Annotated in this window: 20 protein-coding genes; 9 read left to right on the forward strand and 11 right to left on the reverse strand. The window is 73.8% G+C overall.

The features are described 5' to 3' along the window. Nucleotides 1-21: 21 nt before the first annotated feature. Complete coding sequence (der, locus tag ACZ5NJ_RS00225; protein ID WP_468761025.1) at nt 22-1,482, forward strand: ribosome biogenesis GTPase Der; 1,461 nt, start codon at nt 22-24, stop codon at nt 1,480-1,482. Between the two features lie 16 nt (nt 1,483-1,498). On the opposite strand, the gene ACZ5NJ_RS00230 is transcribed toward der, so the two are convergent. Beyond that, nucleotides 1,499-1,945: a hypothetical protein gene (locus ACZ5NJ_RS00230; protein ID WP_468761026.1), complete on the reverse strand. Its 447-nt coding sequence runs from the start codon at nt 1,943-1,945 to the stop codon at nt 1,499-1,501. A 219-nt stretch (nt 1,946-2,164) separates the two neighbouring features. Further along, nucleotides 2,165-2,980, reverse strand: a complete 816-nt coding sequence (locus ACZ5NJ_RS00235) for a hypothetical protein (RefSeq protein WP_468761027.1) — start codon at nt 2,978-2,980, stop codon at nt 2,165-2,167. A gap of 293 nt (nt 2,981-3,273) precedes the next feature. On the opposite strand from ACZ5NJ_RS00235, the gene ACZ5NJ_RS00240 reads away from it, so the two are divergent. Both ACZ5NJ_RS00240 and ACZ5NJ_RS00245 read left to right on the forward strand, forming a co-directional pair. Further along, a complete protein-coding gene (locus ACZ5NJ_RS00240) occupies nt 3,274-4,029 on the forward strand; it encodes a transglycosylase family protein (protein ID WP_468761029.1) in 756 nt (251 codons plus the stop codon). A gap of 24 nt (nt 4,030-4,053) precedes the next feature. Next, nucleotides 4,054-5,103, forward strand: coding sequence for a helix-turn-helix transcriptional regulator (locus ACZ5NJ_RS00245; protein WP_468761032.1), 1,050 nt, complete (start codon nt 4,054-4,056; stop codon nt 5,101-5,103). Between the two features lie 138 nt (nt 5,104-5,241). Here the strand turns inward: ACZ5NJ_RS00245 and ACZ5NJ_RS00250 are convergent, their stop codons facing one another. After that, on the reverse strand, nt 5,242-6,285 hold the full coding sequence (locus ACZ5NJ_RS00250; protein ID WP_468761034.1) for a phosphatase PAP2 family protein: 1,044 nt from the start codon (nt 6,283-6,285) through the stop codon (nt 5,242-5,244). 264 nt (nt 6,286-6,549) lie between these two features. Beyond that, complete coding sequence (locus ACZ5NJ_RS00255) at nt 6,550-7,686, reverse strand: hypothetical protein (RefSeq protein WP_468761966.1); 1,137 nt, start codon at nt 7,684-7,686, stop codon at nt 6,550-6,552. Between the two features lie 296 nt (nt 7,687-7,982). Between ACZ5NJ_RS00255 and ACZ5NJ_RS00260 the strand changes: the two genes are divergently transcribed. Beyond that, on the forward strand, nt 7,983-9,725 hold the full coding sequence (locus ACZ5NJ_RS00260; protein ID WP_468761036.1) for an MFS transporter: 1,743 nt from the start codon (nt 7,983-7,985) through the stop codon (nt 9,723-9,725). An 85-nt stretch (nt 9,726-9,810) separates the two neighbouring features. Then, on the forward strand, nt 9,811-11,004 hold the full coding sequence (locus ACZ5NJ_RS00265; protein ID WP_468761038.1) for an acyl-CoA dehydrogenase family protein: 1,194 nt from the start codon (nt 9,811-9,813) through the stop codon (nt 11,002-11,004). A gap of 23 nt (nt 11,005-11,027) precedes the next feature. Here ACZ5NJ_RS00265 and ACZ5NJ_RS00270 read toward each other — a convergent pair whose 3' ends face one another. Continuing rightward, nucleotides 11,028-11,486 carry a cell division protein SepF gene (locus tag ACZ5NJ_RS00270; protein WP_468761040.1) on the reverse strand — a complete coding sequence of 153 codons (459 nt, stop codon included), beginning with the start codon at nt 11,484-11,486 and terminating at the stop codon, nt 11,028-11,030. Between the two features lie 285 nt (nt 11,487-11,771). Here ACZ5NJ_RS00270 and ACZ5NJ_RS00275 point away from each other — a divergent pair, with 285 nt between their 5' ends. The 3 genes from ACZ5NJ_RS00275 to ACZ5NJ_RS00285 all read left to right on the forward strand — a co-directional run bounded on the left by ACZ5NJ_RS00275 (nt 11,772) and on the right by ACZ5NJ_RS00285 (nt 15,218). Then, the gene (locus ACZ5NJ_RS00275; protein ID WP_468761042.1) at nt 11,772-13,148 is read left to right on the forward strand and encodes a DUF5685 family protein; all 1,377 of its coding nucleotides are present in this window, start codon (nt 11,772-11,774) and stop codon (nt 13,146-13,148) included. Nucleotides 13,149-13,769: 621 nt separating this feature from the next. Then, nucleotides 13,770-14,654 (forward strand): S1 family peptidase, encoded by an 885-nt coding sequence (locus tag ACZ5NJ_RS00280; RefSeq protein ID WP_468761044.1) that lies wholly within the window; start codon nt 13,770-13,772, stop codon nt 14,652-14,654. An 84-nt stretch (nt 14,655-14,738) separates the two neighbouring features. Next, complete coding sequence (locus ACZ5NJ_RS00285; RefSeq protein ID WP_468761046.1) at nt 14,739-15,218, forward strand: hypothetical protein; 480 nt, start codon at nt 14,739-14,741, stop codon at nt 15,216-15,218. An 18-nt stretch (nt 15,219-15,236) separates the two neighbouring features. On the opposite strand, the gene ACZ5NJ_RS00290 is transcribed toward ACZ5NJ_RS00285, so the two are convergent. The 6 genes from ACZ5NJ_RS00290 to fxsA form a co-directional block, all read right to left on the reverse strand. After that, nucleotides 15,237-16,136: a DUF4231 domain-containing protein gene (locus ACZ5NJ_RS00290; RefSeq protein ID WP_468761968.1), complete on the reverse strand. Its 900-nt coding sequence runs from the start codon at nt 16,134-16,136 to the stop codon at nt 15,237-15,239. Between the two features lie 72 nt (nt 16,137-16,208). Further along, nucleotides 16,209-20,195, reverse strand: coding sequence for an FxSxx-COOH system tetratricopeptide repeat protein (gene fxsT / locus ACZ5NJ_RS00295; protein WP_468761048.1), 3,987 nt, complete (start codon nt 20,193-20,195; stop codon nt 16,209-16,211). After that, nucleotides 20,179-21,582 (reverse strand): TIR-like protein FxsC, encoded by a 1,404-nt coding sequence (locus ACZ5NJ_RS00300; protein ID WP_468761970.1) that lies wholly within the window; start codon nt 21,580-21,582, stop codon nt 20,179-20,181. Before ACZ5NJ_RS00300 ends, fxsT begins: the two co-directional genes overlap by 17 nt. A gap of 43 nt (nt 21,583-21,625) precedes the next feature. Then, the gene (locus ACZ5NJ_RS00305; RefSeq protein ID WP_468761050.1) at nt 21,626-22,441 is read right to left on the reverse strand and encodes an AAC(3) family N-acetyltransferase; all 816 of its coding nucleotides are present in this window, start codon (nt 22,439-22,441) and stop codon (nt 21,626-21,628) included. Further along, on the reverse strand, nt 22,438-24,696 hold the full coding sequence (fxsBH, locus tag ACZ5NJ_RS00310; RefSeq protein WP_468761053.1) for a radical SAM/SPASM protein FxsBH, inactivated beta-hydroxylase extension form: 2,259 nt from the start codon (nt 24,694-24,696) through the stop codon (nt 22,438-22,440). Before fxsBH ends, ACZ5NJ_RS00305 begins: the two co-directional genes overlap by 4 nt. 29 nt (nt 24,697-24,725) lie before the next feature. Further along, a complete protein-coding gene (gene fxsA, locus ACZ5NJ_RS00315; protein WP_468761055.1) occupies nt 24,726-24,890 on the reverse strand; it encodes an FxSxx-COOH cyclophane-containing RiPP peptide in 165 nt (54 codons plus the stop codon). 243 nt (nt 24,891-25,133) lie between these two features. On the opposite strand from fxsA, the gene ACZ5NJ_RS00320 reads away from it, so the two are divergent. Further along, the gene (locus ACZ5NJ_RS00320; protein ID WP_468761057.1) at nt 25,134-25,715 is read left to right on the forward strand and encodes an NADPH-dependent FMN reductase; all 582 of its coding nucleotides are present in this window, start codon (nt 25,134-25,136) and stop codon (nt 25,713-25,715) included. The last annotated feature ends 119 nt before the right edge of the window (nt 25,716-25,834 follow it).

The raw sequence follows: 25,834 nt of genomic DNA on the forward strand, positions 1-25,834 counted from the left end.
GAACGACGAGGAACGGACTTCATGAACGACCAGCACGACCACGGAGCACTTGGCGACGCCGAGTACGCGGAGTTCATGGAGCTCGCCGCGGAGGAAGGCTTCGACCTGGAGGACGTCGAGGACGCCATCGGGGAAGCCGGCCACGGACCGCTCCCCGTCCTGGCCGTCGTCGGCCGTCCCAACGTCGGCAAGTCGACCCTGGTCAACCGCATCATCGGCCGCCGCGAGGCGGTCGTCGAGGACAAGCCGGGCGTCACCCGCGACCGCGTCACCTACGAGGCCGAGTGGGCCGGCCGCCGCTTCAAGGTCGTCGACACCGGCGGCTGGGAGCAGGACGTCCTCGGCATCGACGCCGCCGTCGCCGCCCAGGCCGAGTACGCCATCGAGACCGCCGACGCGGTCGTCTTCGTCGTGGACGCCAAGGTCGGCGCCACCGACAGCGACGAGGCCGTCGTCAAGCTGCTGCGCCGGGCCGGCAAGCCCGTCGTCCTGTGCGCCAACAAGGTCGACGGCCAGAGCGGCGAGGCGGACGCGGCCTACCTGTGGTCCCTGGGCCTGGGCCAGCCGTACCCGGTCTCCTCGCTGCACGGCCGCGGCACGGGCGACATGCTCGACGCCGTTCTGGACGTCCTGCCCGACGCCCCCGAGCAGACCTTCGGCGGCGCCCCGATCGGCGGCCCGCGCCGCATCGCTCTCATCGGCCGCCCCAACGTCGGCAAGTCCTCCCTCCTGAACAAGGTCGCCCGCGAGGACCGCGTCGTCGTCAACGAGCTGGCCGGCACCACCCGCGACCCGGTCGACGAGCTCATCGAGCTCGGCGGGGTCACCTGGAAGTTCGTCGACACCGCCGGCATCCGCAAGAAGGTCCACCTCCAGCAGGGCGCCGACTACTACGCCTCGCTGCGCACCGCCGCGGCCGTCGAGAAGGCGGAGGTGGCGGTCATCCTGATCGACACCACCGAGAGCATCAGCGTCCAGGACCAGCGCATCATCACCATGGCCGTCGAGGCCGGCCGTGCGATCGTGATCGCCTACAACAAGTGGGACGAGCTGGACGAGGAGCGCCGCTACTACCTGGAGCGCGAGATCGAGACGGAGATGCAGCAGGTCTCCTGGGCGCCCCGGGTCAACGTCTCGGCGAAGACCGGCCGTCACATGGAGAAGCTGGTCCCGGCGATCGAAGCCGCCCTCGCGGGCTGGGAGACGCGCGTCCCCACCGGCCGCCTGAACGCCTTCCTCGGCGAGGTCGTCGCCGCGCACCCGCACCCGATCCGCGGCGGCAAGCAGCCCCGCATCCTGTTCGGTACCCAGGCGGGCAGCAAGCCGCCGCGGTTCGTCCTCTTCGCCTCCGGCTTCCTGGAGCACGGCTACCGGCGCTTCATCGAGCGCCGCCTGCGCGAGGAGTTCGGCTTCGAGGGCACCCCGCTGCACATCTCGGTGCGGGTGCGCGAGAAGCGCGGCGCCCAGTACAAGAAGAAGTAGCGGCGGCGGGCCGGGGTCAGTAGCCCCGGCGCGGAGCGGGCGGCAGGGCCGCCGGGATGTGCTGCATCCCGGTGTGGTGCTGCCGCCCGTCGCCGTATCCGGGCCCGGTTCCGGACGCCGGTACGGGGACGGCGGCGCCGGCGTGCGCGTAGAGGGGCTGCGGAACGATCGGCGCGGGCGGGTACGGGGGCTGCCAGGGGTCGGCCCGCTGCCATGCGGAACCGTTCCATCCGGAGGCGTACGAGCCGCTGCCGTACGCGACGCCGGAGGACCCGGTGTAGGAGCCGCCGTACGAGGAGCCGTACGAGGACCCGTACGAGAACGCCGTGAAGCCGAGGTCCTCCTCGCCGGACCGGTCGCCCGGCAGGGCGCGGAAGGAGCGCAGGTACTCCGCGTACAGGGCGTCGAAGATCGGGGTGTGCGAGGCGGCCGGAGCGTGGTCCCGGTCCAGTGCGGGGCGCATCGGGGGGACGCTGCTCGGATGGGACGGGGCGCGGGAGGGGTCGTATGCATGCACGTATCAGCCAACGAAACGACGGCCCTGCGGATGCGGGGTGACGGGGCGTAAAACGCAGATCGCCGGGGGTGCGCGGGACGGACCGCGCACCCCCGGCGCATGCCGCCCGGCCTCCTTCGTGGGGAGGACGGGCGGCCGTTCCGGCGGGGAGGGAAGGCTTCGGGCTCAGGCGGCCGCGGCACCCGCGAGGGGCATCGAGGCCGCGACGAGCTTGCCGTTGGACGCGGCCTTGTCCAGGGCGTCGCGGAGCAGGTCCTCGCGCGGCTGCTGGCCGATGGAGCCGACCGGGGCGGCGTAGACCAGGACCCGCTGCGTCTTGTTGACGGCGGCCCGCCAGCCGTCGGTGACGGACAGCGCCTGGTGCGCCTGCCACCAGGAGGCCTGCGGGCCGCCGCCCGCGCCGGGCTGGAGCACGGCGTGCAGCTGCCCGCCGGCGAGCAGCACCGACCAGCCTTCGAGGGCGGAGGGCACCTGGTTGGTGTCGGTGACGGGGATGAAGCCCTGCTCGATGAGGAGCGGCAGGAAGTCGTCGCCGGGGCCGGTGGTGCCGGGGCGGGCGATCGGCGCGGTCGGCTCGACGACGAGTGCCGGGTGCAGCTCGCCGTTGATCAGGATCAGGCCGCTGGTGATGCCGAGGACGGCCTGGCCGCCGGGGACGCTCTGGGGGACCTCGCCGCCGGGGCCCGCCTGCTCGGGGGCGGGGCTGTCACCGGTGATGCTGCGGACCGCGCCCTGGAGCTCGGCCTCGGAGACCGTGACCACCTGGGAGGGGATGCAGCCGGCGTGGGCGAAGGCGAGGACGGCCGTCTCCTCGCCCACGAACAGCACGGTGCTCGTCGGGTCGGTCTCGGGGTCGCCGGGGGTGCGGCAGGAGGTGCAGTCGTAACTGCCCGGCGCGTCGTCGCCGGTCAGCAGCCTGTCGGCTTCTTCGTCACCGATCTCGGCACGTACCTCAAGACTGACGTCGAGCATGCGCGGCACGGGGGGGCTCCTCATTCGTGCGGGGGCCGGGGGGTTCCCGGCTCGCCGGGCTCAACGGCCGAGGCTCGGCCGGGGTCACGCCGTTGGAGGGAACGGAATCGAACCAGCCACCCGAACGAGTGAACCGCTCGGGGGCTGCTTCGCTTTTGTGTCAACTGTTGCTTGGTTGTGCGCAGCTGATGGCCGGTGCTGGCCGTTTGGGGGGTGGGGTGGCGGTCGGCCGTCCGGGTGGGGCGCGGGGGAGCGCCGCGTGGCGGGACGGTGCGGGGGAAGGGGCTGCGTAGCGTGGCGCGATGCCCGATGTCTGCCTCCCGGCCCGTTTCCGGCGGGCCGCGTTCGCGGTCTGCGCCGCGCTGGTGCTCTTACTCCCGTGGGGCGCCGGCGCGGTCGCGGCGCCGCCCCCGCCGGCTCCCGGGCCGGCGGGGGCCGCGCACCCCGGCTCGCCCGGCGTCATCGGGCACGGGCCGGGGGACTGCGGGCCGGGCGGGGAGTGGCCGTGGGACTGCGTCGCCGACTGCGAGAGCAGCGGGCGGTGGGCGGTGAACACGGGCAACGGCTTCTACGGGGGGCTCCAGTTCTGGCAGCCGACATGGGTGGAGCACGGGGGGCTGGTGTACGCGGCGCGGGCGGACCTGGCGACGCGGGAGCAGCAGATCCGCGTCGCGGAGGACGTGCTGGGGTCGCAGGGGTGGGAGGCGTGGCCGGTGTGCGCGAAGCGGTACGGGCTGGCGGGGCGCATGCACGTGGTGCGGGGCGGGGACACGCTGGACGGGATCGCGCGCCGGCGGCGCGTTCCCGGGGGGTGGCGGGCGTTGTACGAGGCGAACCGGGAGGCGGTCGGCCCGAACCCGGCCACCCTGAAACCGGGCCTCCTCCTCACCCTCCCGGACAGCATCCCCCCACCGACCCCGGTCCCGACCCCGACCCCGTCCGACGCGGCCCCGGTCCCGGCCCCGTCCGACGGGGCCCCGACGCCCGTACCCACGGGGCCGTCCCCCACCCGCCCATCCACCGTTCCCGCCACGGTCGTACCGGCGGGCGGGGCGTGAAGCGGGAGGAGGCACACTGGGCCCGTGCTCGAGACCTCCGCGCGGCTGCTCCGGCTGCTCTCCCTCCTCCAGGCCCACCGCGAGTGGACCGGCGCCGCCCTGGCCGAACGGCTCGGGGTCACGCCCCGGACCGTGCGGCGGGACGTCGACCGGCTGCGGGAGCTGGGGTACCCCGTCAACGCCAGCCCCGGCACCGGCGGCGGGTACCAGCTCGGCGCCGGGGCCGAGCTGCCGCCCCTGCTGCTCGACGACGACGAGGCCGTCGCGGTCGCCGTCGGGCTGCGCACCGCCGCCGGGAACGGCGTGGAGGGGATCGGGGAGGCCTCCGTACGGGCCCTCGCCAAGCTGGAGCAGGTGCTGCCGGGCCGGCTGCGCGGACGGGTCTCCGCGCTCAACGAGTTCACCGTCCCCCTGCTCCGCGGCCCCGGCCGCGACACCGTCGACCCGGCCGTGCTGACCGAGCTCGCCGCCGTGTGCCGGGACGCCGAGCGGCTCCGCTTCGGGTACCGGGACCACGGCGGGACCGTCAGCCGCCGGACCGTCGAACCGCACCGGCTCGTGTGCACCGAGCGGCGGTGGTACCTCGTGGCCTGGGACCTCGACCGCGAGGACTGGCGGACCTTCCGCGCCGACCGGATCGAGCCCCGCCCCCCGCACGGCCCGCGCTTCACCCCCCGTCCCGCCCCCGCCGAGGACCTCGCGGCCTACGTCTCCGCCGGTGTGTCGCAGCGGGCGTACGCCGCCCGGGCGGTGGTGCGGCTGCGGGTGCCGGCCGAGGCGGCGGCGGGCATCGTCGGGCCGGCGGACGGGGTGCTGGAGCCGCTCGACGCGGAGAGCTGCCTGCTGCGCACCGGGGCGGTGAACCTGGACGTTCTCGTGATTCACGTCATGATGCTCGGCTGTGAGTTCGAGGTGGTGGAGCCGCCCGAGCTGAACGACCGGATCCGTGCTCTGCGGGGCCTTCTCGGCCGGGCACTGGAGGGCTCCGGGGAGTACGGGAATTCGGGCCGGGGGGATTTGAATTCCGCTCGTGGATTCGGTGATTCGGCGGCCGCGGCCGTCGACAACCCGTGACACAAGCGTGACCCGGTACGGAGGAACCTCTGGGCGCGCGGCTGACGTTCCGGACATGTGAACGGCGGGCCGGTTCGTCGGACCGGCCCGCCGTCGTGGTGCGGGGTGGGAGTGTGCGTACCGTCCCCGCGGGGTCCGTCAGCCGCCGGTGGCGGGGCGTGCGCTGCGGGCGGCGGCCCGCTCGGTGTGCGCCGGGCGGCGGCTGCCGGCCGGGGTGACCGGGGTGCGCTCGGAGCGGATCAGGTGCGGCCGGGACACCGGGTGGGCGTGCGCGGCGGGCCGGAGCGCGGGGGAGTGCCCGGCGGCCGGCGCGGCGGTGACGGGCGCCTCGGCCCCGTCGGCCCGGGTGGGCCGCCACTTGCCGCCGGCCGAGAGCAGCGGGGTGAGCGCGGCGGCGACGGGCTCGGAGAGCCGGCCCTCCTCCAGCCGGCGGCGCCACTGCTCGCGCAGTTCGAAGACGTAGGCCTCCGAGCGGGCGATGAGCGGCTCGAACCAGGGCAGGGCCAGCATGATCAGCAGGCCGGCGGTCCAGCCGAGCAGGACGTCGCTCACCCAGTGGGTGCCGAGGTAGACGGTGGTGGCGCCGACGCTGAGCGACAGGACGCCGGAGAGGATGGACAGCACCCGGCGGGTGACGGTGGTGGAGGCCAGGTAGGCCAGGATCCCCCAGGTCACGACGGCGTTGGCGGTGTGGCCGGAAGGAAATATATCGCCGCCCGCGAAGAGCTCCGCGGAGCCGATCTGGGTGGCGTAGTGCGGGCCGAGCCGTCCGAGGCCGAGCTTCACGGAGCCCACGGTGATGTTCAGCAGCAGCAGGGCGACGCCGAGGGCGATGAGCGGGCGGAGGGTGTGCTGCCGCCAGGAGCGCCAGCCGAGCCAGGCCGCGACCATCACGGCGGTGGGGCCGCGCTGGCCGAGGACGACCAGGTAGTCGAGGAAGGCGTGGATCTGCGGCCACTGTTCGTACGGCCGGAAGAACATGATCTGCCAGTCCAGGCGGACGAGCCAGGACGTCGTCAGCACGGCCACGACGATCACCAGGTAGAAGGCCAGGGTCGCGCAGAGGAGCACGATGCGGTGCCGGCTCATCTGCGGTGTCTGCAGATGAGCCGGTCGCTCGGGTTCCCGGTCCAGCCGGGCGAACACCGGCTCCAGACGGGACAGCAATTGATCGGTACGCACTCAATCGACGTTACCGCGCGCCGAAGCGCGGCCCGTGCGAATCGCGCGCTTTGTGATGACCATGTGATGTGGAGTGCGTCTCACGCGGGACTTAATTCCCGCTATTTCGCCCCCGGTTGGAACTCCCCGGATTACCGCTTGTGGAGTCCTGCCCCGCCAATTGTCCACATGCTTACGGGGGGTTTATCACTTCGGCTCAATTCCTTTGCGCAATCATGGATTGGAATGGTCCATTCCGTGATCGCGGGCGATGGGCCCCACGCGTCACGGTGGCCCGGAGCCGTTCAGCCAGAACGCCCCGTAGACCGCCGAGGCCAGGGCGAGCACCCCGACGACCGCCGCCGCCCGCCCGCCGCGCCACCAGGCCAGCGCCACCGCGGGCGGCAGCACCAGCGGGAACGCCGGCAGCAGCAGCCGCGGCTTGGAGCCGAAGTACCCCGAGGCGCACAGCGCCAGCGCCACCACGATCCCGCAGTAGACGAGGAGCACGGCCGGCAGCCGGCGGCGCACGCACAGCGCGTACAGCCACAGCACCAGCAGCACGCCCGCGATCAGGCCCACCCCCGCGAGGAAGGCGGACGAGGCCAGCCGCGCCCCGATGAACCGGGCGAAGGCCCACCCCCCGTCGAAGCCGTTGCCCCACCCCGCCTGCACGTCCAGGTAGCCCGTCAGGCCCCCGCCCGTCCGGGCCCCCACCCACAGCGCGTACGCCCCCGCCCCCACCGGGGCCAGCAGCGCCCCGGCCGCCATCCGCCACGAGCGCTCCCCGCGCCGCCACGCCGAGGCGGCCGCCACCCACACCGCCGCGACGACCGCCGCCCCGACCGGGCGAGTCAGCCCGGCCCCGGCCGCGAGCAGGCCCGCCACGAGCCAGCGCCCGCGCACCGCCCCGTACAGGGCCCACGCGGCCAGGGCGGTGAACAGCGACTCGCTGTACGCCATGGACTGCACGATCCCCACCGGCAGCGCCGCCCACAGCGCCACCGCCAGCACCCCGGCCCGCCGCCCGCGGAGCAGATCGGTGACGGCGAAGATCCCCCAGGCCGCGGCGAGCCCCCCCACAGCCGACAGCACCAGGCCCGCCGAGCCGTACGAGAGCCCGGTCGGCGCCGCCACCAGCCGCTCCAGCCAGGGCAGCAGCGGAAAGAACGCCAGGTTGGAATGGACGGCCCCGTTCGGCAGGACCACCTCGTACCCGTACCCCTCGGCGGCGATCCGGGCGTACCAGAGGGAGTCCCAGCGCGCCGACAACAGGGTGTGCGGGCTGCTCCCGGCCGCCGCGGACCACACCGCGAGCACGGCCAGCCCGAGCAGCCGCACGCCGGCGAAGGCGGCGAGCGCGGGCGCGGCCCGGCGCAGGCCGGGGCCGGGGTCCTTGGGGGGAGCGTCGAAGACGGGCACAGTGGTCACGGCAACGAGTATCGACGGCGCCGCCACCGGGCACGGAACCAGAACCACGGGCCGTCACCGGGCGTGTACGCGGGGGGAGGGAGGAACGGGGGCGAGTGGCGCACACCACAGCGGGGCCGCCGCCGGGATGAGAGCTTGACCACGTGGCGGTCACACGAACTCGCGTACGCTGACCCTTCACTCGCGTGTCGATGCCGGACCCCGTAGGACGCCGCACAGGGCACCACCCCGCGGCGCCACACGACGCTGGTCCGCCGAGTGCGAGGGATCACCTGGGAGGTACATGGATGTCGGGGACGAACACGGCCGGCGACAGGAAGCCCTCCCTGCGGCAGCGGATCACCGAGGCCTCCGGCGGCGCCAACCGCTGGGTCGTCCTCGCGGTCCTCTGCGTCAGCCTGGTGCTCGTCGCGCTGGACGCGACGATCCTGCACGTCGCCGTCCCCTCCGTCACCGAGGACCTGCGGCCCGGCTCGCAGGAACTGCTGTGGATCGTCGACGCCTACCCGCTGGTGTGCGCCGCGCTGCTGATCCTCTTCGGCACCCTCGGCGACCGGGTCGGCCGCCGCCGGATCCTGCTCCTCGGCTACACCCTCTTCGGCGTGGCGTCGGCGATCGCCGCCCTGGCCGGTGACGCCCAGGTACTGATCGCCGCCCGCGCCCTGCTCGGCGTCGGCGGGGCCATGATCATGCCCGCCACGCTGTCGATCCTGCGCCAGGTCTTCCCCGACCGGCGCGAGCGGGCCCTGGCCATCGGCATCTGGACCGCCGTCGCCGCGATCGGCGCCGCCGGCGGACCGGTCCTGGGCGGGTTCCTCGTCCAGCACTTCTGGTGGGGGTCCGTCTTCCTCATCAACATCCCGCTCATGGCGCTGATCCTGCCGCTGGGCCGCTGGCTGCTGCCCGAGTCGCGGGGGGCCGCTGACGGGCCCTGGGACGTGCTGGGCGCGCTGACGGCCGCCGGCGGTGTGCTCGGCGTGGTCCTCGGGGTCAAGCGGATCGGCGCCGAGCGCCACCTCGCCGACCCGAAGGCGCTGGTCCCGCTGCTCCTCGGCGCGGCGCTGCTCGTCCTGTTCGTCCGCCGCCAGAAGCGCCGCGAGCACCCGCTGATCGACATGCGGATGTTCTCCCGGGCCGCCTTCTCCACCTCCGTCGGCTGCATCGTGCTCGCCATGCTGGCCCTGGTCGGCCTGGAGCTGATCGCCGTCCAGTACCTCCAGCTGGTGCTGCGCCTGAGCCCGCTGGAGACCGGCCTGCGGCTGCTGCCGCTGACCTTCGCCGCGATGGCCGCCGGCGCCACCGGCTCCTACACCCTCCAGCGGGTCGGACCGCGCACGATGGTCTCGCTCGGGTTCGTGCTGACCGCCGGCGCGGTGCTCCTGCTGACCCTGATGGGGCAGCACGACCGTCCCGCCCTGCTCACCGCCGGGTTCGTGCTGCTGGGCTTCGGCCTCCAGACCACCCTCTTCGCGGCGTACGAGTCCATGCTGAGCGAGGCCCCGGTGGACGCCGCCGGCGGCGCCGCCTCCATAGGCGAGACCTCGTACCAGCTCGGCGCGGGCATGGGCATCGCCCTGCTCGGCAGCGTGATGAACGCCGCCTACCGGCCCGGCCTGCTCGGTGTCCCCGGAGTGCCGGCCGAGGACTCGGCCGGGGCCGCGAACTCCCTCGGCGAGGCCTACCAGATCGCCGCCCACCTCGGCGGTGCGGCGGGGCAGTCCCTGGCCGCGGCCGCCCGGCACTCCTTCGTGCACGGGCTGCACGTGACCCTGGTCGTCAGCGCGGGCCTGCTGCTGGCCGGCGCGGCGATGGCCCTCAGGCTGCCGCGCACCATGGAGAACGCCGAACCGGCCGCCTGCGGTGTCCCCGCCGGGAGCGAGGCGGGCACCGGCGGGTCCGAAGCCGAGGGGCGTACCCCGGGCCGGCTGCCCGCGCAGCCCACGGCCCAGGCCGCCGCGGCCCCCCGGGCCCGGATCCCCGGCCCGGCCAAGCCCGAGCGGGACCCGGCGGTCGGCGGCCGCCCGGCCTGACCCGGCCGGGGGTGGACCCGGAGCGGGGCGGGCGACAAACTTGCACCGCTAGGTTTCGCTCCACGCGCCTGCCGGGAGGCCCCTCTTGTCCGCGTCGTCCGCGCCGAAGAACCCGTTCGTCCCCACCGATCCGCTCGGGCTCGACGAACTCCTCAGCCCCGAGGACCTCGCCGTCCGCGACACCGTCCGCACCTGGGCCGCCGACCGGGTCCTGCCGCACATCGCCCAGTGGTACGAGGACGGCGAGCTCCCCGGCATCCGCGAGCTGGCCCGCGAGCTCGGATCCATCGGCGCCCTCGGGATGTCCCTGACCGGCTACGGCTGCGCGGGCGCGAGCGCCGTCCAGTACGGCCTGGCCTGCCTGGAGCTGGAGGCCGCCGACTCCGGGATCCGCTCGCTGGTCTCCGTCCAGGGCTCCCTCGCCATGTACGCGATCTGGAAGTACGGCTCCGAGGAGCAGAAGCAGCGCTGGCTGCCGGGCATGGCGGCCGGCGAGCTGATCGGCTGCTTCGGGCTGACCGAGCCCGACGTCGGCTCCGACCCGGCCGCGATGCGCACCCACGCGAAGCGGGAGGGCTCCGACTGGATCCTCAACGGGCGCAAGATGTGGATCACCAACGGCTCCGTCGCCGCCGTCGCCGTCGTCTGGGCGCAGACGGACGAGGGGATCCGCGGCTTCGCCGTCCCCACCGACGCGCCGGGCTTCTCCGCCCCGGAGATCAAGCACAAGTGGTCGCTGCGCGCGTCGGTGACGAGCGAGCTGGTGATGGACGACGTACGGCTGCCCGCGGACGCGGTGCTGCCCGGCGTGACCGGGCTCAAGGGTCCGCTGGGCTGCCTCAGTCACGCGCGGTACGGAATCGTCTGGGGGTCCATGGGCGCGGCGCGCGCCAGTTTCGAGGCCGCGCTCGACTACGCGCGGACGCGGGAGCAGTTCGGCCGGCCGATCGGCGGCTTCCAGCTCACCCAGGCCAAGCTGGCCGACATGGCGCTGGAGCTCCACAAGGGCATCCTGCTCGCCCACCACCTGGGCCGCCGCATGGACGCGGGGACCCTGCGGCCGGAGCAGATCAGCTTCGGCAAGCTCAACAACGTCCGCGAGGCCATCGACATCTGCCGCACCGCGCGGACCGTCCTCGGGGCCAACGGGATCTCCCTGGAGTACCCCGTCATGCGGCACGCCACCAACCTGGAATCGGTGCTCACCTACGAGGGCACCGTGGAGATGCACCAGTTGGTGCTGGGCAAGGCGCTCACCGGGCTCGACGCCTTCCGGTAGGCCGGTGCCGGTGGCGGCCCCGCTCAGCTCTGGTTGAAGAAGTCGCGGGAGCGGCCGCCCGCCTCACCGCTGACGATCTGGGTGTCGGCCGGGGTCAGGAGAAAGACCCTGGTCGCCACCCGCTCGATCGAGCCGCGCAGCCCGAAGGTCAGGCCCGCCGCGAAGTCGACCACGCGCTTGGCGTCGGTCGGGTCCATGGAGGACAGGTTCACGATCACCGGCACGCCCTCGCGGAAGAGCTCGCCGATGCCGCGCGCGTCGCGGAACCCGTCCGGGGTGACCGTCGCGATCCGCCGGCCCTGCTCGACCGCCGACTCGGACGCCACCCGCACGCGGGGGTCGGTGACCCACTGGTCCCCGGGCCCCGCGACCGAGCCCTGGCGGCGATCCACCGCCTCCGCGTAGTCGTCGTCGTAGTACCGCTCGTCGTCGCTGTCCTCCACGAGACCCAACCAGGCGCTCGCCTTGCGTACCGAACCCATGGACGCCTCCTTTCACCGTGGCCAGTCCGTCTTCTGCTCCGTTGCCCCTATCGTCGTCCATGATGCTGACAACGCGCCAAGTGGATAGCCGCCGCGCAGGGGTTTCGTGACGGGACTGGTGCAGAACATCCGTTGCACCGGCGAGGATCCCGGCCGCTGCCGCTGCTGACTGAGTGAAAATACGACCGCCGCCGCCGTCCGGGTGAGGCACTGGGGCGTACGGGTGAACGAGCCGGCTGGATACGATGCCCCGGAAACACGCGGATGACACACGGGGGAAGCGGTTTGTTCGGCATCGTCAGACCTTGCACGCACCGGCTCGGCGACCGGTTCAAGACGGAGTGGATGGCCCATCTCTGCGGTCTGTGTCTGGCACTTCGCGGTGACCACGGCCAGTTCGCGAGGATCGTCACGAACTACGACGGGCTTCTCGTCTCCGTTCTGACGGAGGCTCAGTCGGGTCCGCTGCCCGGCGCGCGGCGCACCGCCGGACCCTGCCCGCTGCGCGGCATGCGCACCGCCCCGGTCGCCAACGGCGAGGGCGCCCGGCTCGCGGCCGCGGTCTCGCTGGTGCTGGCCTCGGCGAAGGTGCGGGACCACGTGGCCGACCGGGACGGCCTGTTGGCCCGCGCCCCGATCGCCGCCGCCGCCCGCCGGGTGGCCCGGGGCTGGGACCGGGCCGGCGCCCGCACCGGCGCCGCGCTCGGCTTCGACACGGCGGTGCTCGTCGACGCCGTGGACCGCCAGGGCGGCATCGAGACCCTGGCCGGCCCCGGCACCCCCGTCCTGGTGGTCACCGAGCCGACCGAGACGGCCACCGCGGCCGCCTTCGCGCATACCGCGGTCCTGGCGGGACGGCCAGGCAACGCCGCGCCGCTGGCCGAGGCCGGCCGCTACTTCGGGCGGCTCGCGCACCTGCTGGACGCCGTCGAGGACCAGTCCGCCGACGCCGCCGCGGGCGCCTGGAACCCCCTCACCGCCACCGGGACCTCCCGCGCCGAGGCCCGCCGGCTGTGCGACGACGCGCTGCACGGGATCAAGCTGGCGATGCGCGAGGTGGAGTTCGCCGACGCGGGACTCGCGCACCGGCTGCTGGTGCACGAGCTGCGCACCTCGGTGGACCGGGCCTTCGGCACCACCTCCTGCGGCCACGGCCACGCCGCCGCGAACTCCGCCGGGCCGGGCTACGGGCAGCCCCCGCAGGGCTACCCGCCCCAGGGCTACGACCCGCACGCCCAGGGCGCGTACGGGCAGCAGGGCGGGTACGGGCAGCAGGGCGGGTACGGGCAGCAGGGCGGGTACGGGCAGCAGGGCGGCCCGTACGGCCAGAACCCCTACGGCGGCGGCGTGCCGCAGTACGCGCCCGGCGGCCCCGGCATGCCGCCCCCGATGGGCCCGGGCGGCCCCGGCGGCGGTGGCGGCCACGGGGGCGGCGGGCAGCCGCCGCAGAAGCCGCGCCGGGGGCTGCTGCACGGCTGCGCGGTGGCCATCGGACTGTTCTGCACCTGCCAGATCTGCTGCACCGACTACGAGGGCCCCTGGTCCCGCAAGAAGCGCGACGCCTGGTGCGACGACTGCGACTGCGACTGCTGCAACTGCGACGGCTGCGAGTGCTGCAACTGTGACGGCTGCTGCTGCGACTGCGATTGCGGCTGCGGCTGAGGCCCCCCAGGGCCCGGGGAACCGACTGAGGTCGCGTCAGTTCCCGGGGCCCACAGGCCCGTACGGCGTACGGGGGGATTCCCGCCCCGGCCCACTGGGAAGGGCTGAGCGGCATGAGCGACGACGAAGCGGCCACGGCCTGGCGGCGGTGGCACGAGCAGCGCGTGGCCACCGTCTCCGTCCCGTACGGCCCCCTCGCGCCGACCGGCACCCTCCCCCCGGACTCCGTCCGGGGGGACCCCCAGGATCTCCGAACCGGTGCCGGAGGACCTGGAAGGTCGAATTCCGGCCGTTCCGGGGCGCCGGCGCGCCACCGCCGACGGCGTGCCGGTGAGCGCCCGCGTCCGCGCCTTCGCCGACCACTTCGTCTGCCCGTTCCCGCTCCCCGGGAACGCCCTGCCCTTCGCGGCCGCCGCCGGAGAGCGACGGCTGAAAGGCGCCCTTGCCGCCGGTAACCGACGCCAGGACACTCCCGTTCAGCGTCATCCGGCGGACTTGTCAGGGGCACGGCGAAACGTTCGGCCGACGGCCGCGCGTCCGCCGCGCCCCCACCCCGCCGCTCAAGGGCTCCGGCACCCCCACGAACGCCGGGCCCCAGACCCCCCTCCGGGAGGACGTGAAGTGAGGATCAAGAGCACCACCCGTCTCCGGCTGCTCGCCGTGGCCACCGGTCTCGCCGCCGCCGCCGCGATCGCCGCCCCCACCACCGCCAGCGCCGACCCCGCCGACACCGGCTTCAGCGCCGCCCGGCTCGCCGCCGCCGGGGCCTCCGTCCTGCGCGCCGACGTCGCCGGCACCGCCTGGCACACCGATCCCGCCACCGGGACCCTCGTGGTCACCGCCGACTCCACCGTCACCCAGGCCGACCTGGCCAGAATCCGCCGCGAAGCCGGCCCCGACGCGGCCGCGCTGCGCATCGAACGCACCCCCGGCAAGATCAGGAAGCTGCTCTCCGGCGGCGACGCCATCTACGCCACCAGCTGGCGCTGCTCGCTCGGCTTCAACGTCCGCAGCGGCAGCACCTACTACGTCCTGACCGCCGGCCACTGCACCGACGGCGCCGGCACCTGGTGGACCAGCACCTCCCACACCACCACCATCGGCACCACCGTCGGCTCCAGCTTCCCCACCAACGACTACGGCCTCATCAAGTACGCCAGCAACAGCCCCGTCCCGCCCGGCACCGTCGGCAGCCAGGACATCACCAGTGCCGTCGACGCCACCAACGGCATGTCCGTCACCCGGCGCGGCTCCACCACCGGCATCCACAGCGGCTCCGTCACCGGCCTCAACGCCACCGTGAACTACGGCAACGGCGACATCGTCTACGGCATGATCAAGACCAACGTCTGCGCCGAACCCGGCGACAGCGGCGGCCCCCTCTACTCCGGCAGCCGGGCCGTCGGCCTCACCTCCGGCGGCAGCGGCAACTGCAGCTCCGGCGGCACCACCTTCTTCCAGCCCGTCACCGAGGCCCTGAGCGCCTACGGCGTCAGCGTCTACTGACGGACCGCCCCGGCGCAGGCCCCCTGGACGTCCTCCCGCCTTCTGGGAGGATGTCCAGGGCGTCCACGGGGGGGGAGAGCGCGTATGAAACGGATCGGCGTGACCGGGCACCGGTCGATTCCCGACGAGTGCCTCGCCCATGTCGAGGAGGGCCTGCGGGCCGTGCTCGGCGGACACCCGGGCCCGCTGGAGGCCCTCTCCAGCCTCGCGGACGGAGCCGACCAGCTCTTCGCCGCCCTCGCCCTGGAGTACGGAGCCGAGCTCACCGTCGTCATCCCCAGCGGGGACTACGAGGAGACCTTCCGGGACGCCCGCGGCCTCGCCGCGTACCGCCGGCTCAAGGACCGGGCCACCCAGGAGGTCGCGCTGGCCTTCCCCCGCTCCACCGACGAGGCCTACTACGCCGCCGGCACCTACATCGCCGACACCTGCGACCGCCTCGTCGCCGTCTGGGACGGCCTCCCGGCCCGCGGACACGGCGGCACCGCCGAGATCGTCGCCTACGCCCGGGCCCTGGGCAAACCCGTCACCGTCATCTGGCGCGAGGGCGTGGCCCGCGACTGAACCACGCCCCGCCCACGGTCAACTGCTGTGCCGGGCCAGCCAGTCGGTGTGCTGCGGCGACACGTACCGCTCCGTCTCGTACACCGCCGACGGCCACTGCGACTCCGTGATCGTCGTCTGCATCACCACCATCATCGCCGACAGGTCCTGCTCGATCAGCGTGTGCGCCTCGATCAGCGGATGGTGGCGGCGCACCTCGTTCCAGGCGATCGCCGCCGCCGCGGCCGCGCTCGTCAGCCCCGCCGCGGCCGACGCCCCCGGACCCGCGCCGAACGCCCCGGACAGCGCGCACACCAGCCCCAGACAGGTCAGCAGCACGATCGTCCACGACCACAGCGCCGTCGCCCGCCGCGAGCCCTCCGCCCTGCGCCGGTACCAGGTGCGCTGCTCGATCAGCCGGTCCCGGACGTACGTCTCCCTGCGCACGTGGTAGTCCAGCCCGCGCAGCCGCTGCATCGCCCCGGTGATCTCCGCGCCCTCCGGCACCAGGCCCTCCGCCCGCGGATCCCGCCAGCCCATCTTGCGCAGCTCGTCCAGCCCCTTCTCCAGCCGCGCCCGGTACACCCCCTCCACGCCGGCGACCTCACTGCCGAAGGGCGCCCCGTGCACGGCGTACCGCCACGCCAGCGACTTGATGAACTCGGCCGCGCTCCGGTTGAGCTGCCACTGCGGACGGGCCCGGCGCCGCGTCGCCCGCACGCCCACGGCCAGCACCCCCGCGTACGCCAGCGCGCTCAGCGCCGCGAACAGGTGCAGCCCGCCCGCCGCCGGCCCCGGCGGGAGGGCGGCCGCCCCCGCCGCCACGACCAGCAGCACCAGCTGCGTCCGCGTGGCCTGGACGGACTCCCGCTGCCGGGACACCGCCGCCTGGTCGGTGTGGTGGAAGAGGACCGGCAGGTCCTCGTTGCGAAAGGTCATGCTGTCGGTCACGGCGCCCCCTGCGCTCGCTCCCGGGCGGCGCGGCCGCCAAGCCCCGCCGCCCTCGTCGGATCACACCGCGAGCGGCTCCAGGTCCCGGTGGACCCGCCGCTCGTCACGGGCGTACCGGGTCAGACCGTGGTCCTCCCCGAGCAGCCGCGTCAGCTCGGACACCGCCTCCGCCCGCACCCGCGCCGCCTCCTCCTTGCGGCCCGTCATGTCCAGGCTCACCGCCATGTTCGACGAGCTCGCCAGGGTCTCCGGGTGGTGCGCCCCGAGCGCCTCGCGCAGCCGCACCACCGCCTCCCGCTCCAGCTCCAGGGCGCCCTCCGGATCGCCCAGGTCCGCCCGGGCGTTGGCCAGGTTCAGGTGCGCGAAGATGGTGTGCGGGTGGTTGTCGCCCAGCACCTCGCGCATGCTGCGGATCGTCTGCCGCAGCAGCGGCTCCGCCGTCTCCGCCGCGCCCGTCCCCCAGTGGAACACCGCCAGGTTGTTCAGCGCGGCCAGGGTGTACGGGTGCTTCTCGCCCGGCACCTTCATGTACTCGTCCACCACCTCCTGCGCCAGGTCCCGCGCCGCGCCCGGATCACCGGTCGCGAACAGGTCCGAGGCCAGGTTCAGCTCACAGGCCAGCAGGTCGGGATTGACCGAGGTGTACTTGGCCCGGTACCGGTTGCGGGTCGCCGTCGTCAGCCGCAGCGCGTCCTCCAGCTCCCCGGCCCGCCGCAGCGACACCGCCAGGTTCTTCGCCGCCGACAGGGTGCCCGGGAAGGCCCGGCCCAGCGTCCGCTTGTAGATCTCGTACGTCCGGCCCAGCAGCTGCACCGAATCGTCGTACCGCCCCACCTCGCGCAGGTCCCGGGCCAGGTTCTGCGCCGAGGACAGCGTGTACGGGTGGTCCGGGCCCAGCACCTCCGTGCGCCGGTCGAAGACCTCCTGGTCGATCTCCCTGGCCCGGGAGTACTGCCCCACCATCCGCAGGTTCAGCGCCAGGTTGTTCGCCGCCGCCAGGGTGCGCGGGTGCGCCTCGTGGAAGATCTGCCCGAAGCCCTCGTGCGCCGCCGTCGCCAGCTCCATCGCCTCGCCGTACCGGCCGAGCGCGCCCAGGTCCATCGCCAGACCGCTGGTGGTCATGTACGTGTGCGGGTGCGAGGGGCCCAGCGCCGCCCGCTGCCGCTCCAGCGTCACCTCGTCCAGCTCCTTGGCCTCCACGAACCGGCCCTGCGAGCGCAGGATGTTCGACAGGTGGAAGCGCAGGTACAGGTACTGGAGGTCATCGCTGCCGAGCATCTCCCGCCACGCCTCGCGCAGTTCCTCGCCCAGGGTGTACGCCGCCTTGAAGTCGCCGCGCTTCCACAGGTAGCGGACCCGGTCGATCAGCAGCCGGCGGGTCTCCGGCTCCTTGCAGAACCGGGCCTCGGACGGGCTCAGGTGCGGCCAGATCGTGTTGAACTTCGGCCAGGTCTCCGGGTTGTCTATCGGCTCGTCGTCGTCCGGGCGGGCCCCCGCCAGGATCCGGTGCACCGCGTGCCGGGCCTCACGCTGCTCCTCCTCCGACAGCTGCGCCCGGATCACGGCCTGCACCAGCCGGTGCACCTGGATGCTGTTGCCGACCTGGTCCACCTTGGCCATCGCGAACCGGCCGATCTCCCGGATCACCCGGCCCAGCACCAGCTTCTCCTGGAGCGAGGCGTCGTACGGCTTCAGCGCGTCGATCATCTCCTTGCTGTAGAGCAGGTTCGCGGAGATCGGCTCGGGCGCGAAGAAGGCGCACAGCTGGAGCAGGCGCACGGCGGCGGGGGAGCGCGACTGGAGCCGCTCGATCGACACGTTCCAGGTCGCCGCCACCGGCTGCGGGTACCCGGCCGGCTGGTTCAGGCCCAGCACCCGGGCGGTCTGCTCGGCGAGCTGCTCCAGGTACGCCGACACGGGCGTCGCCGTCTCCGCGATCCAGGCGCCGGCCTGTTCCACGGCCAGCGGCAGGTCGCCCACCGCGACGGCCACCTGCTCGGCGTCGTCCTTGGTGAGCCCCGGCGCCCGGCGCTGGAGGTGCTCGACGGACTCCTCGCGCAGGAACACGTCCACCGGCAGCGCGTCCCCGTACTGGGACCACGACTGGTTGCGGGAGGTCACCAGCACGTGCCCCGGGCCGCCCGGCGGGAAGAACCGCTTCAGCGTCTCGGGATCGTCGGCGTTGTCGAAGACCAGCAGCCAGCGCGAGGTCGGCACGCCCCGCCGCAGCAGGTCGATGGCCTCCTGGGAGGCGGCCGCCATGTCCTCGCCGGTCTGCGCGCCCAGCCGTACGGCGAGTTCGGCGAGGGCCGCGACCACGTCGTCGGTCTGCTCCGAGGAGATCCACCAGACCAGGTCGTAGTCGGCCATGAACCGGTGCACGTACTCCAGCGCCACCTGCGTCTTGCCGACGCCGCCGAGCCCGTACAGGGTCTGCGGCTGCGGCAGCACCACGGCCATGCCGCCGCCGAGCTGGTCGCGCATCCGCTCCAGCACGATGCCGCGGCCGGTGAACCCGGGATTGCGGGGCGGCGCGTTCCAGATCTTGGGGACCGTCCCCGGGAAGCGCGGCCCGGGCTGGGAGGCGCCGGCGACGGTGTCGGCGAGGGCCATCGGCCGTTCCACCGCGCGCAGCAGGGCGGCGGTGGCGTGCACCTCGTCGAGCCGGAACAGGTCCACCGGGTTGCGGTCGATGTAGGGCGTGGCCAGGCGTACGTCGCCCACCCGCAGCGGCACCAGGTGGCGCCGGCCCCCGGTGGGGTCCTCGGCGGCGGCCCGGTTCCACACGTTCACGGCCCGGGGCGACTTCAGGTAGGCGCTGGAGAGCAGCACCACCGTGCGGCCGGCGGTGTCGAGGCTGATGCCCGTCCCGCCGCCCAGGGTGTCGCCGGCGCCCCCCTCGGGGGCGGGCGGGCGTTCGGCGGAGACGTCCTTGGGCACGACCCGGAAGCCGGCCCGGGTGAGCACCGACTCGATCCAGTCGGCCCACATCCGGTTCTCGGCGACGTAGGAGAGGAACAGGTCGGCGGGCAGCGCCGGCCGGCGCCGGGTGAAGGCGTCCCGGATCCGCAGCCGGACCTCCTCGGCGATCACCGGCATGGAGGTGACCTCGCCCTCGGTCACCACCGCCGTCAGCCGCTCGAAGGCGGAGAGCAGCGAGTTGGTCAGGCCCGCCTCGTCGCCGAAGGTGGCCAGGGTCTCCTCGTAGGCGTAGTACGGCCGGTACGGGATCTCCACCGCGCCCCAGTAGGCGGTCAGCTCGTCGCCGACGAGCCCGCCGGGGAACCGGTCGAACTTGATCCGGGCCAGCGCCCGGCCCGCGTCGGCCTTCTCCTTCTCGCCCTCGTCGATGCGCATCGGCACCGGGAAGATCCGGATGCCGCGGTCGTTGAACCGCTCGTCGATCTGCCGGGCGACGGAGGCGGCGCCGTCGATGGACTGGTCGGACAGGGTGAAGCAGTCGACCAGGACGTCGGGGAGGTGGACGGTGCAGATGTCGGCGATGTCGGACAGACCGGTGCGGCTGTCGATCAGGACGTAGTCGTAGTTGCGCTTCATGTCGGCCCGCAGGGCGTCGAAGAAGAGGCCGCCGCCGAGCCGGTCGTAGAAGTTGTCCCAGTCGAAGGTGGACACGGTCGCCGAGTACTCGCGGTTCTGCCGGCCCGCCGACACGAAGTCGAGGGTGCCCCCGTCGGGGAAGTCCCAGCCCAGGTTCTCCGGGCTGAGGGACACGGCGTGCGGCTGTATCCGCGCGTAGTCCTTGTGCCAGTCGGCGGCCCGCTGCACCGGGCTGGTGGCGGCCCAGGCGTACTCGCTGATCAGGTCGATGACCCCGGTGGTGGCCCCGAGGGTGGAGGGGTCCAGGAAGGGGTGGAAGAAGCGGTGCAGGCCCGGGGCCTCCAGGTCCCAGTCCACGGCGAGCACCCGCTTGCCGTTGGAGGCGAGGATCCAGGCGGTGTTGGCCAGCGCCATCGTGCGGCCGGTCCCGCCCTTGTACGAGTAGAAGGTGACGATGCGTCCGTCTCGGCTGTCACGACTGGCTGTCATCCGCGTCCCCCCGGTCGGTGTCGGTGCTGTCGTCGGCTGCGTCGCTGCGGCCCGGTCCGTGCTGGTGCGCGGCGGGCGGGAAAGGGGCCGGAGGCGGGTCGCTCATCCCCATCGGCCCGACCAGGCGCCGGCGCTCGGTGGGGGTGTGCCCGGCCGGCGGGTACGCCTGGGCGTGTCTGAGGAACTGCTGGGCGGCCGCCTCGACCACCTGCGGGAGGATCTGCCCGAGCGTCTCCATGCTGGCCACGCCGTTGGCGGCGGCCCGGCAGGCGGCCCGGCCCTGGCCCATCTTGACCGGCAGGGTCTCCTCCAGCCGGCGCGCCAGCTCGTCCTCCCTGGCCCGGCCCTGGTGGTCGTACCGGTTCCAGGGCACCACCACGTTGATCCACGGCCGGTGCTCCTGGTCGAAGGCGGCCAGCCGCTGGCGGCGGTGCTCGTCCTCCACCGCCCAGCGGTCGACGATCAGGATCTCCGGGCGGGTCGGGGGCTGTTTGCTGTCGAAGTGCCCGGCCTCGTCGTCGAAGGAGGACATCGTGGTCTGGTAGTTGAGGTTCTTGACCAGTTCCTCGGCGACGTACGCGACGGGCCGCTGGGCGGCGGGGTGGTACGGGTTCCACTCCAGCGCGCTCTCCCCGTAGTACTCGGGGCTGCGGCCCTCCGGCAGGTCGTGCCGGGAGGCGGCGGCGACGGTCACGTGCAGGGTGCGGGCGGAGGGGCCGCCGTGCAGGCCGCCGGCCGGGCCGAAGGCGCTGGGCACCAGCCGGTAGTCCAGCGGGCGGACCGGCTTCAGCCGCACGGTCTCGGCCACCCCGACGATGCGTCGGGCCAGTTCGTACACGGCGTGCTCGTACTGCTCGGCGTAGCCGCGGAGTTTGATCAGTCCGTACAGCCCGTCGGTGACGTACCGCTCTCCGAAGGTGTTGTGGTTGAACTGCAACCGCTCGGCCGGAACGGGGAGTTGCGAGGGCGGGACCGGCACCCACAGGGCGGGGACGATGGCCTCGGTCTTCTCGTTGCTGGCGGCGCCCACCTGGATGGCGCGCTGCGCGAAGGCGAACCACTCCTTCCCGCACATCTCGCTGGCGAAGTAGCGCGGCGAGAACAGGGGGACGAAGACCCGGCAGGTCGCGAGCGCCGACCCGAGCCGTTCCGACCAGCCCTCGCCGCTGCGTATCTCGCGGTCCATGAAGCCGACCTCGGAACCGGCGGGCAGGCTGGTGAGCGCCATGATGTGGTTGCAGAGGTCACGGTAGAGCCGCTCCACCCACATGTCCGGGTCGGGTCCTCCGGGCCCGAACCTCGGCGTATGCGCGTAACTGAGAAAGAAATACGGCTGCACTGATGCGGGCACACGACCCCCGTCCCGAAGATGCGAGCGAAGGAACATCATTCCGGAGCTCCTCCGCCACATCCCCTCCTCGTTCAGTCAATCAGCGTCTGTTTTCGGTCATCCAGGTCTGGGCGTGATCGACGGCTTCGGTGATCGAGAAGAGAACGGCGGGTGCCCCGCCCACCTTCCCCCTTCGTACGAGTGAATCCGGGAGCGCCCGACCGATCTCCGCGAAATCGCTGTCGTCGAGGGCGACGTCCTCGTACCTGGTCCACTCCCCCTCGTGCCCGTCCCCCCGCCGCCCGCCCGGAAGGTTCACCTTCACCACACAGTCGTACATGCGCAAGGGGGGCTTCGGAATTCGGTACTCCGCGAGGTGGAAAGCGGTACAGGAGCCGAATCCCACATTGATCATGAGTACCTGTCCTCCCTCCCGGCACAGTTTTCCCAGGGGCGAATCCTCACCCAGATGGCATTCCAGCCGGTGTTCCGCGCAGATCCGGTGCGCGTCCGCGCCCACCGCGGCGAAAGAGGTCTGCGGATGGCCGCTGCGGGCGGCGCCCGGGGCGGTACGGACCGCCTCGGCGAGGGAGCCCATGCCCTGGCTCGGGGTGCGCTCCGGGTCGAAGGCGGGCATCCCGGCCCGGAAGGCCGCCACCGCCTCCGCGTCCAGACCGGCGATCCGGGCCAGGTGGGCGGAGGAGGTGAGGGAGTTCTCCGCGGTGAAGGCCGGGACCACCAGGGTGCCGTGGGGGCCCAGCACCCCGGTCAGGGCCGCGCGCAGCGTCCCGGGGTGCAGACCGGTGCCGCCGAGGGCGGCGTGCACCAGCAGCCGCTGCCGCGGGCGCACCCCGAGCAGCCGCAGCTGGACGGCCAGGGCGAGGGCGCCCGGGGGCCCGCCCGGCGGGCGGGTCACGCGTCCACCGCCTTCAGTTCCCAGCGCAGCTCCTCCACCAGCCGCTTGCCGGTCACCGTCAGCTCGGGCGCCTCCGCCAGCCGGTCCAGGGCCCGGTGGATCCGGTCCGCCCCGCCCGGCTCCTGGGTGGTCGTCGCCCGCCGGTACGCCTCCACCGCGACCCGCTCGTGCACGTCGGCCAGCAGCCGCGAGACCGGCACCGGGCGGGTCCGCCAGGGCGAGGGGTGCTGCCAGGCCCCGTCCAGCGCGTACAGGTCCGCCACCTCGGTCAGCGCCCGCAGCCGGGCCCGCCGCCGCCCGGTCAGCAGGGCCAGCGCGGTCTCCCGCACCCCGGCGGCGTACGGCACTCCGAGCGCGCCCGGCCCGTGCCGCCCCGCCTCGCCCCAGCCCTGGGCCCGCGGGCCGCCCGCGAGGGGGGTGACGGTGCTCAGCCCGTCGGCGGCCGCCCGGGCGAACTCGGGGACGGTGCGGTGCAGCAGGGCCCAGGCCGCGTCGAGGCGGCGCCGCCACGCGTCGGCCTCGCCGGCGCCGAGCCGCAGCCGGGGCGGGCGGGCGAAGCAGTTGCGGTACGGGTCCAGGTCCTCCAGTGCCACCGGGGGATGCTGCGGTCCGGGCCGCCAGGTCCGTACGGGCAGCCAGCGCGCGTCGCCCGCGGCCGGGCCGAAGCGGTGCTCGGTGCGGCCCGCCCGGACGACCGCGTAGCCCTCGCCGGTGGCGTGCAGCGCGGCCCGGCCCTCCGTGCCGGGCTCCCCGAGCCGCAGCAGGCCCAGCGTCGGCAGGTACACCTCCCCGTCCCGGTAGGCGACTTCGGCCGCCGGCTCCAGCCCGCCGCGCAGGACGGCGGCCGCCGCCAGCGCGGCCAGCCTGCGGGCGCAGCCCGGGGCGTCCGGCCGGCCCTCGCGGGCGGCGTCCAGGGCCTCCAGCACCCAGGTCCGGGTGAAGGGGTGGCCCAGTACGGCGTCCAGGGCGTCCGGGTCCGCCGCCTCGACCCCGGTCAGCAGCTCCCAGGCCCCCGCCCACCCGGGGTCGGCGGCCAGCTCGCCGTGCAGCCGGGCCAGCAGGGCGCGGGTCAGCCCCTCCTGCGAACGGGCGAGTTCCGCCGGGTCGGCGAGCTCCGGGGCGGTCTCCCGGGCGGCCGTGCGGCCCTCCACCCCGTCCACCAGTTCCCGCAGGTCGGAGCAGTAGACGGAGGGGTTGTCGAAGCCCGCTCCGGCAGGGCCGACCTCCCGGTAGCGGTGGGTGTACAGACCGCCGCCGCACGAACGTACGACAGGGCACCGGCGGCACGTACCGCTGACGCCGTCCAGCCCCAGCTGCCGGGCCCGTACCCCCGGATGGGCCGCCACCAGGTCGAAGGAGTGGTCGAAGACGTTGAACCCGGTGGCGGCGGCCCCCTCGAAGGCGCTCTTGAGGGAATCGACCTGCTCCAGCGTCCCGTCGGTCTCGACGACGACCAGGTCGGTCGGGGCCAGCCCCAGGGACTCCGTCAGACTGGGACCGCCGCGCAGGGTCGACAGCAGGGACTCGAAGAGCCGGACGGGCACCGGCCGCCCCAGCTGCTCCCAGCGGTCGAAGACCCGCAGCAGCCAGCGGGCGTACGCGTCGGGCGCGCCGCCGGGCCGGGGCGGCGGGGCGTGCCAGGTGCCGTGGGGGAGCAGGAAGTCCACCCGGGGCGGCTCCAGTTCGACCAGGGCGTCCAGGACGGCGACCGGGTCGTTGGCCACGTCCACGGTGCACAGCAGGCCCTGGTACAGGTGGCGGTAGGGCTCCGAGCGGAGGAGGGCCACGGCCTCCAGGACCAGCGGGTGGCTGGAGCGGCCGTCCGCGAAGCGCCGGTGGCGGTCGTTCGCCGCGCGGTCCCCGTCGAGGGAGATGCCGACCCGGACGCCGTACTCGGCGAAGAGGTCCAGATGGCGGCGGCCCAGCTGCAGTCCGTTGGTGTGGATCCGCAGGTCCAGGGCGGCCGTCCCGGCGAGGGCGCGGGTGAGCTCCTCGCACACCAGGCGGAGCCGGTCCGGTCCCGCCAGCAGGGGTTCCCCTCCGTGGAGGATCACCGTGACGGAGGGGAGTGCATGGTCACGGGCATGTTCGGCGAGCCGCGACGCGGTCCGGGAAACGACCTCGGGGGAGATCACTTTCGGCTGGGCCCGCCAGCTCTGATCGGCGTGTTCGTAGACATAGCAATGATCACAAGCGAGATCGCATCTGCTGTGAACCTTCAGGACGATCTCGCGAAATGCGATCAGGCCGGTCATTCCGCCAGTCTAGAGCGCTTACTCCATTGTCAGAGCGCAGAGTTGAAGATCGGTGCCTGCGCGTGACGGCCGGTTTCCGACGGAAGGACCCGGCCGAGGGCCGCCGCAATGGGCGCACTCCGGACGTCGATCTTGTCGAGCGGGACCCGGCGGTCCTTGACCGCGCTGGTCGGCGGGGTTGCGGAAGTGTTCATGGCACCGTCCTCGGGGAGGCCAGATGGAATGGGAGGGAATGACTCCGGCGAGCCGCCGGCGTCTGGCTCGGACTTTACTCGCCAGCATCCCATTGGCAACCGAGACATGACGCCTGGTCAAGCGTTCTATAGAAAGAGTGGGGGAATAATCGAGAGGGCGTATGCGGCCGTTCGCCGCACGGCAAGATCCAGTTCTCCCGGGGCGGCCGACGGGGGCCCAGGGCCGGCCGGTAGCGTGGACGGGTGCCCACGTCACCCGCACTTCCCGTCATCCTCCTCCTCTCCGGGAGCCTGCGCGCCGGCTCCGTCAACGAGACCGTGCTGCGCACCGCCGAGTCCGTGGCGGCCGAGTCCGTGGCGGCCGGTGCGGCCGCGCCGGTGACCGCCGTCCGCTACGAAGGCCTCGCCGGGCTCCCGCACTTCAACCCCGACGACGACACCGACCCGCTGCCCGCCCCGGTGGCCGAGCTGCGCCGGGCCATCGCCGGCGCGGCCGCGCTGCTGGTCTGCGCCCCGGAGTACGCGGGCACCCTGCCGGGGTCGTTCAAGAACCTCCTCGACTGGACGGTCGGCGGCACCGAGATCTCCGACAAGCCCGTGGCCTGGGTGAACGCGGCCGCCCCGGGCCGCGGCGGCGGCGCCGAGGCCACGCTGCGGACGGTGCTCGGCTACACGGGCGCCGCCGTCGTCGACGCCGCCTGCGTCCGGATCCCGGTGGACCGCGCGACGGTGGGCGCCGACGGCACCGTCACCGACCCCGCCGTCCGCGCGCGCCTCGCCGACGTACTGACCCTGCTGGCCGACGCGGCGCGAGGGGCGGCCTAGGGCCTGTCGTCAAACTCCCCCGCGACGCCTGGCACGCGCTCTCGCCGAACCGGGCGAAAGCCAAGTACGTCCAGTACGCGGGCTTCCGCCCGGCGCACCGAGAGCACGCACCAGACGCC

Source organism: Streptomyces sp. NPDC032091, from assembly GCF_055580265.1.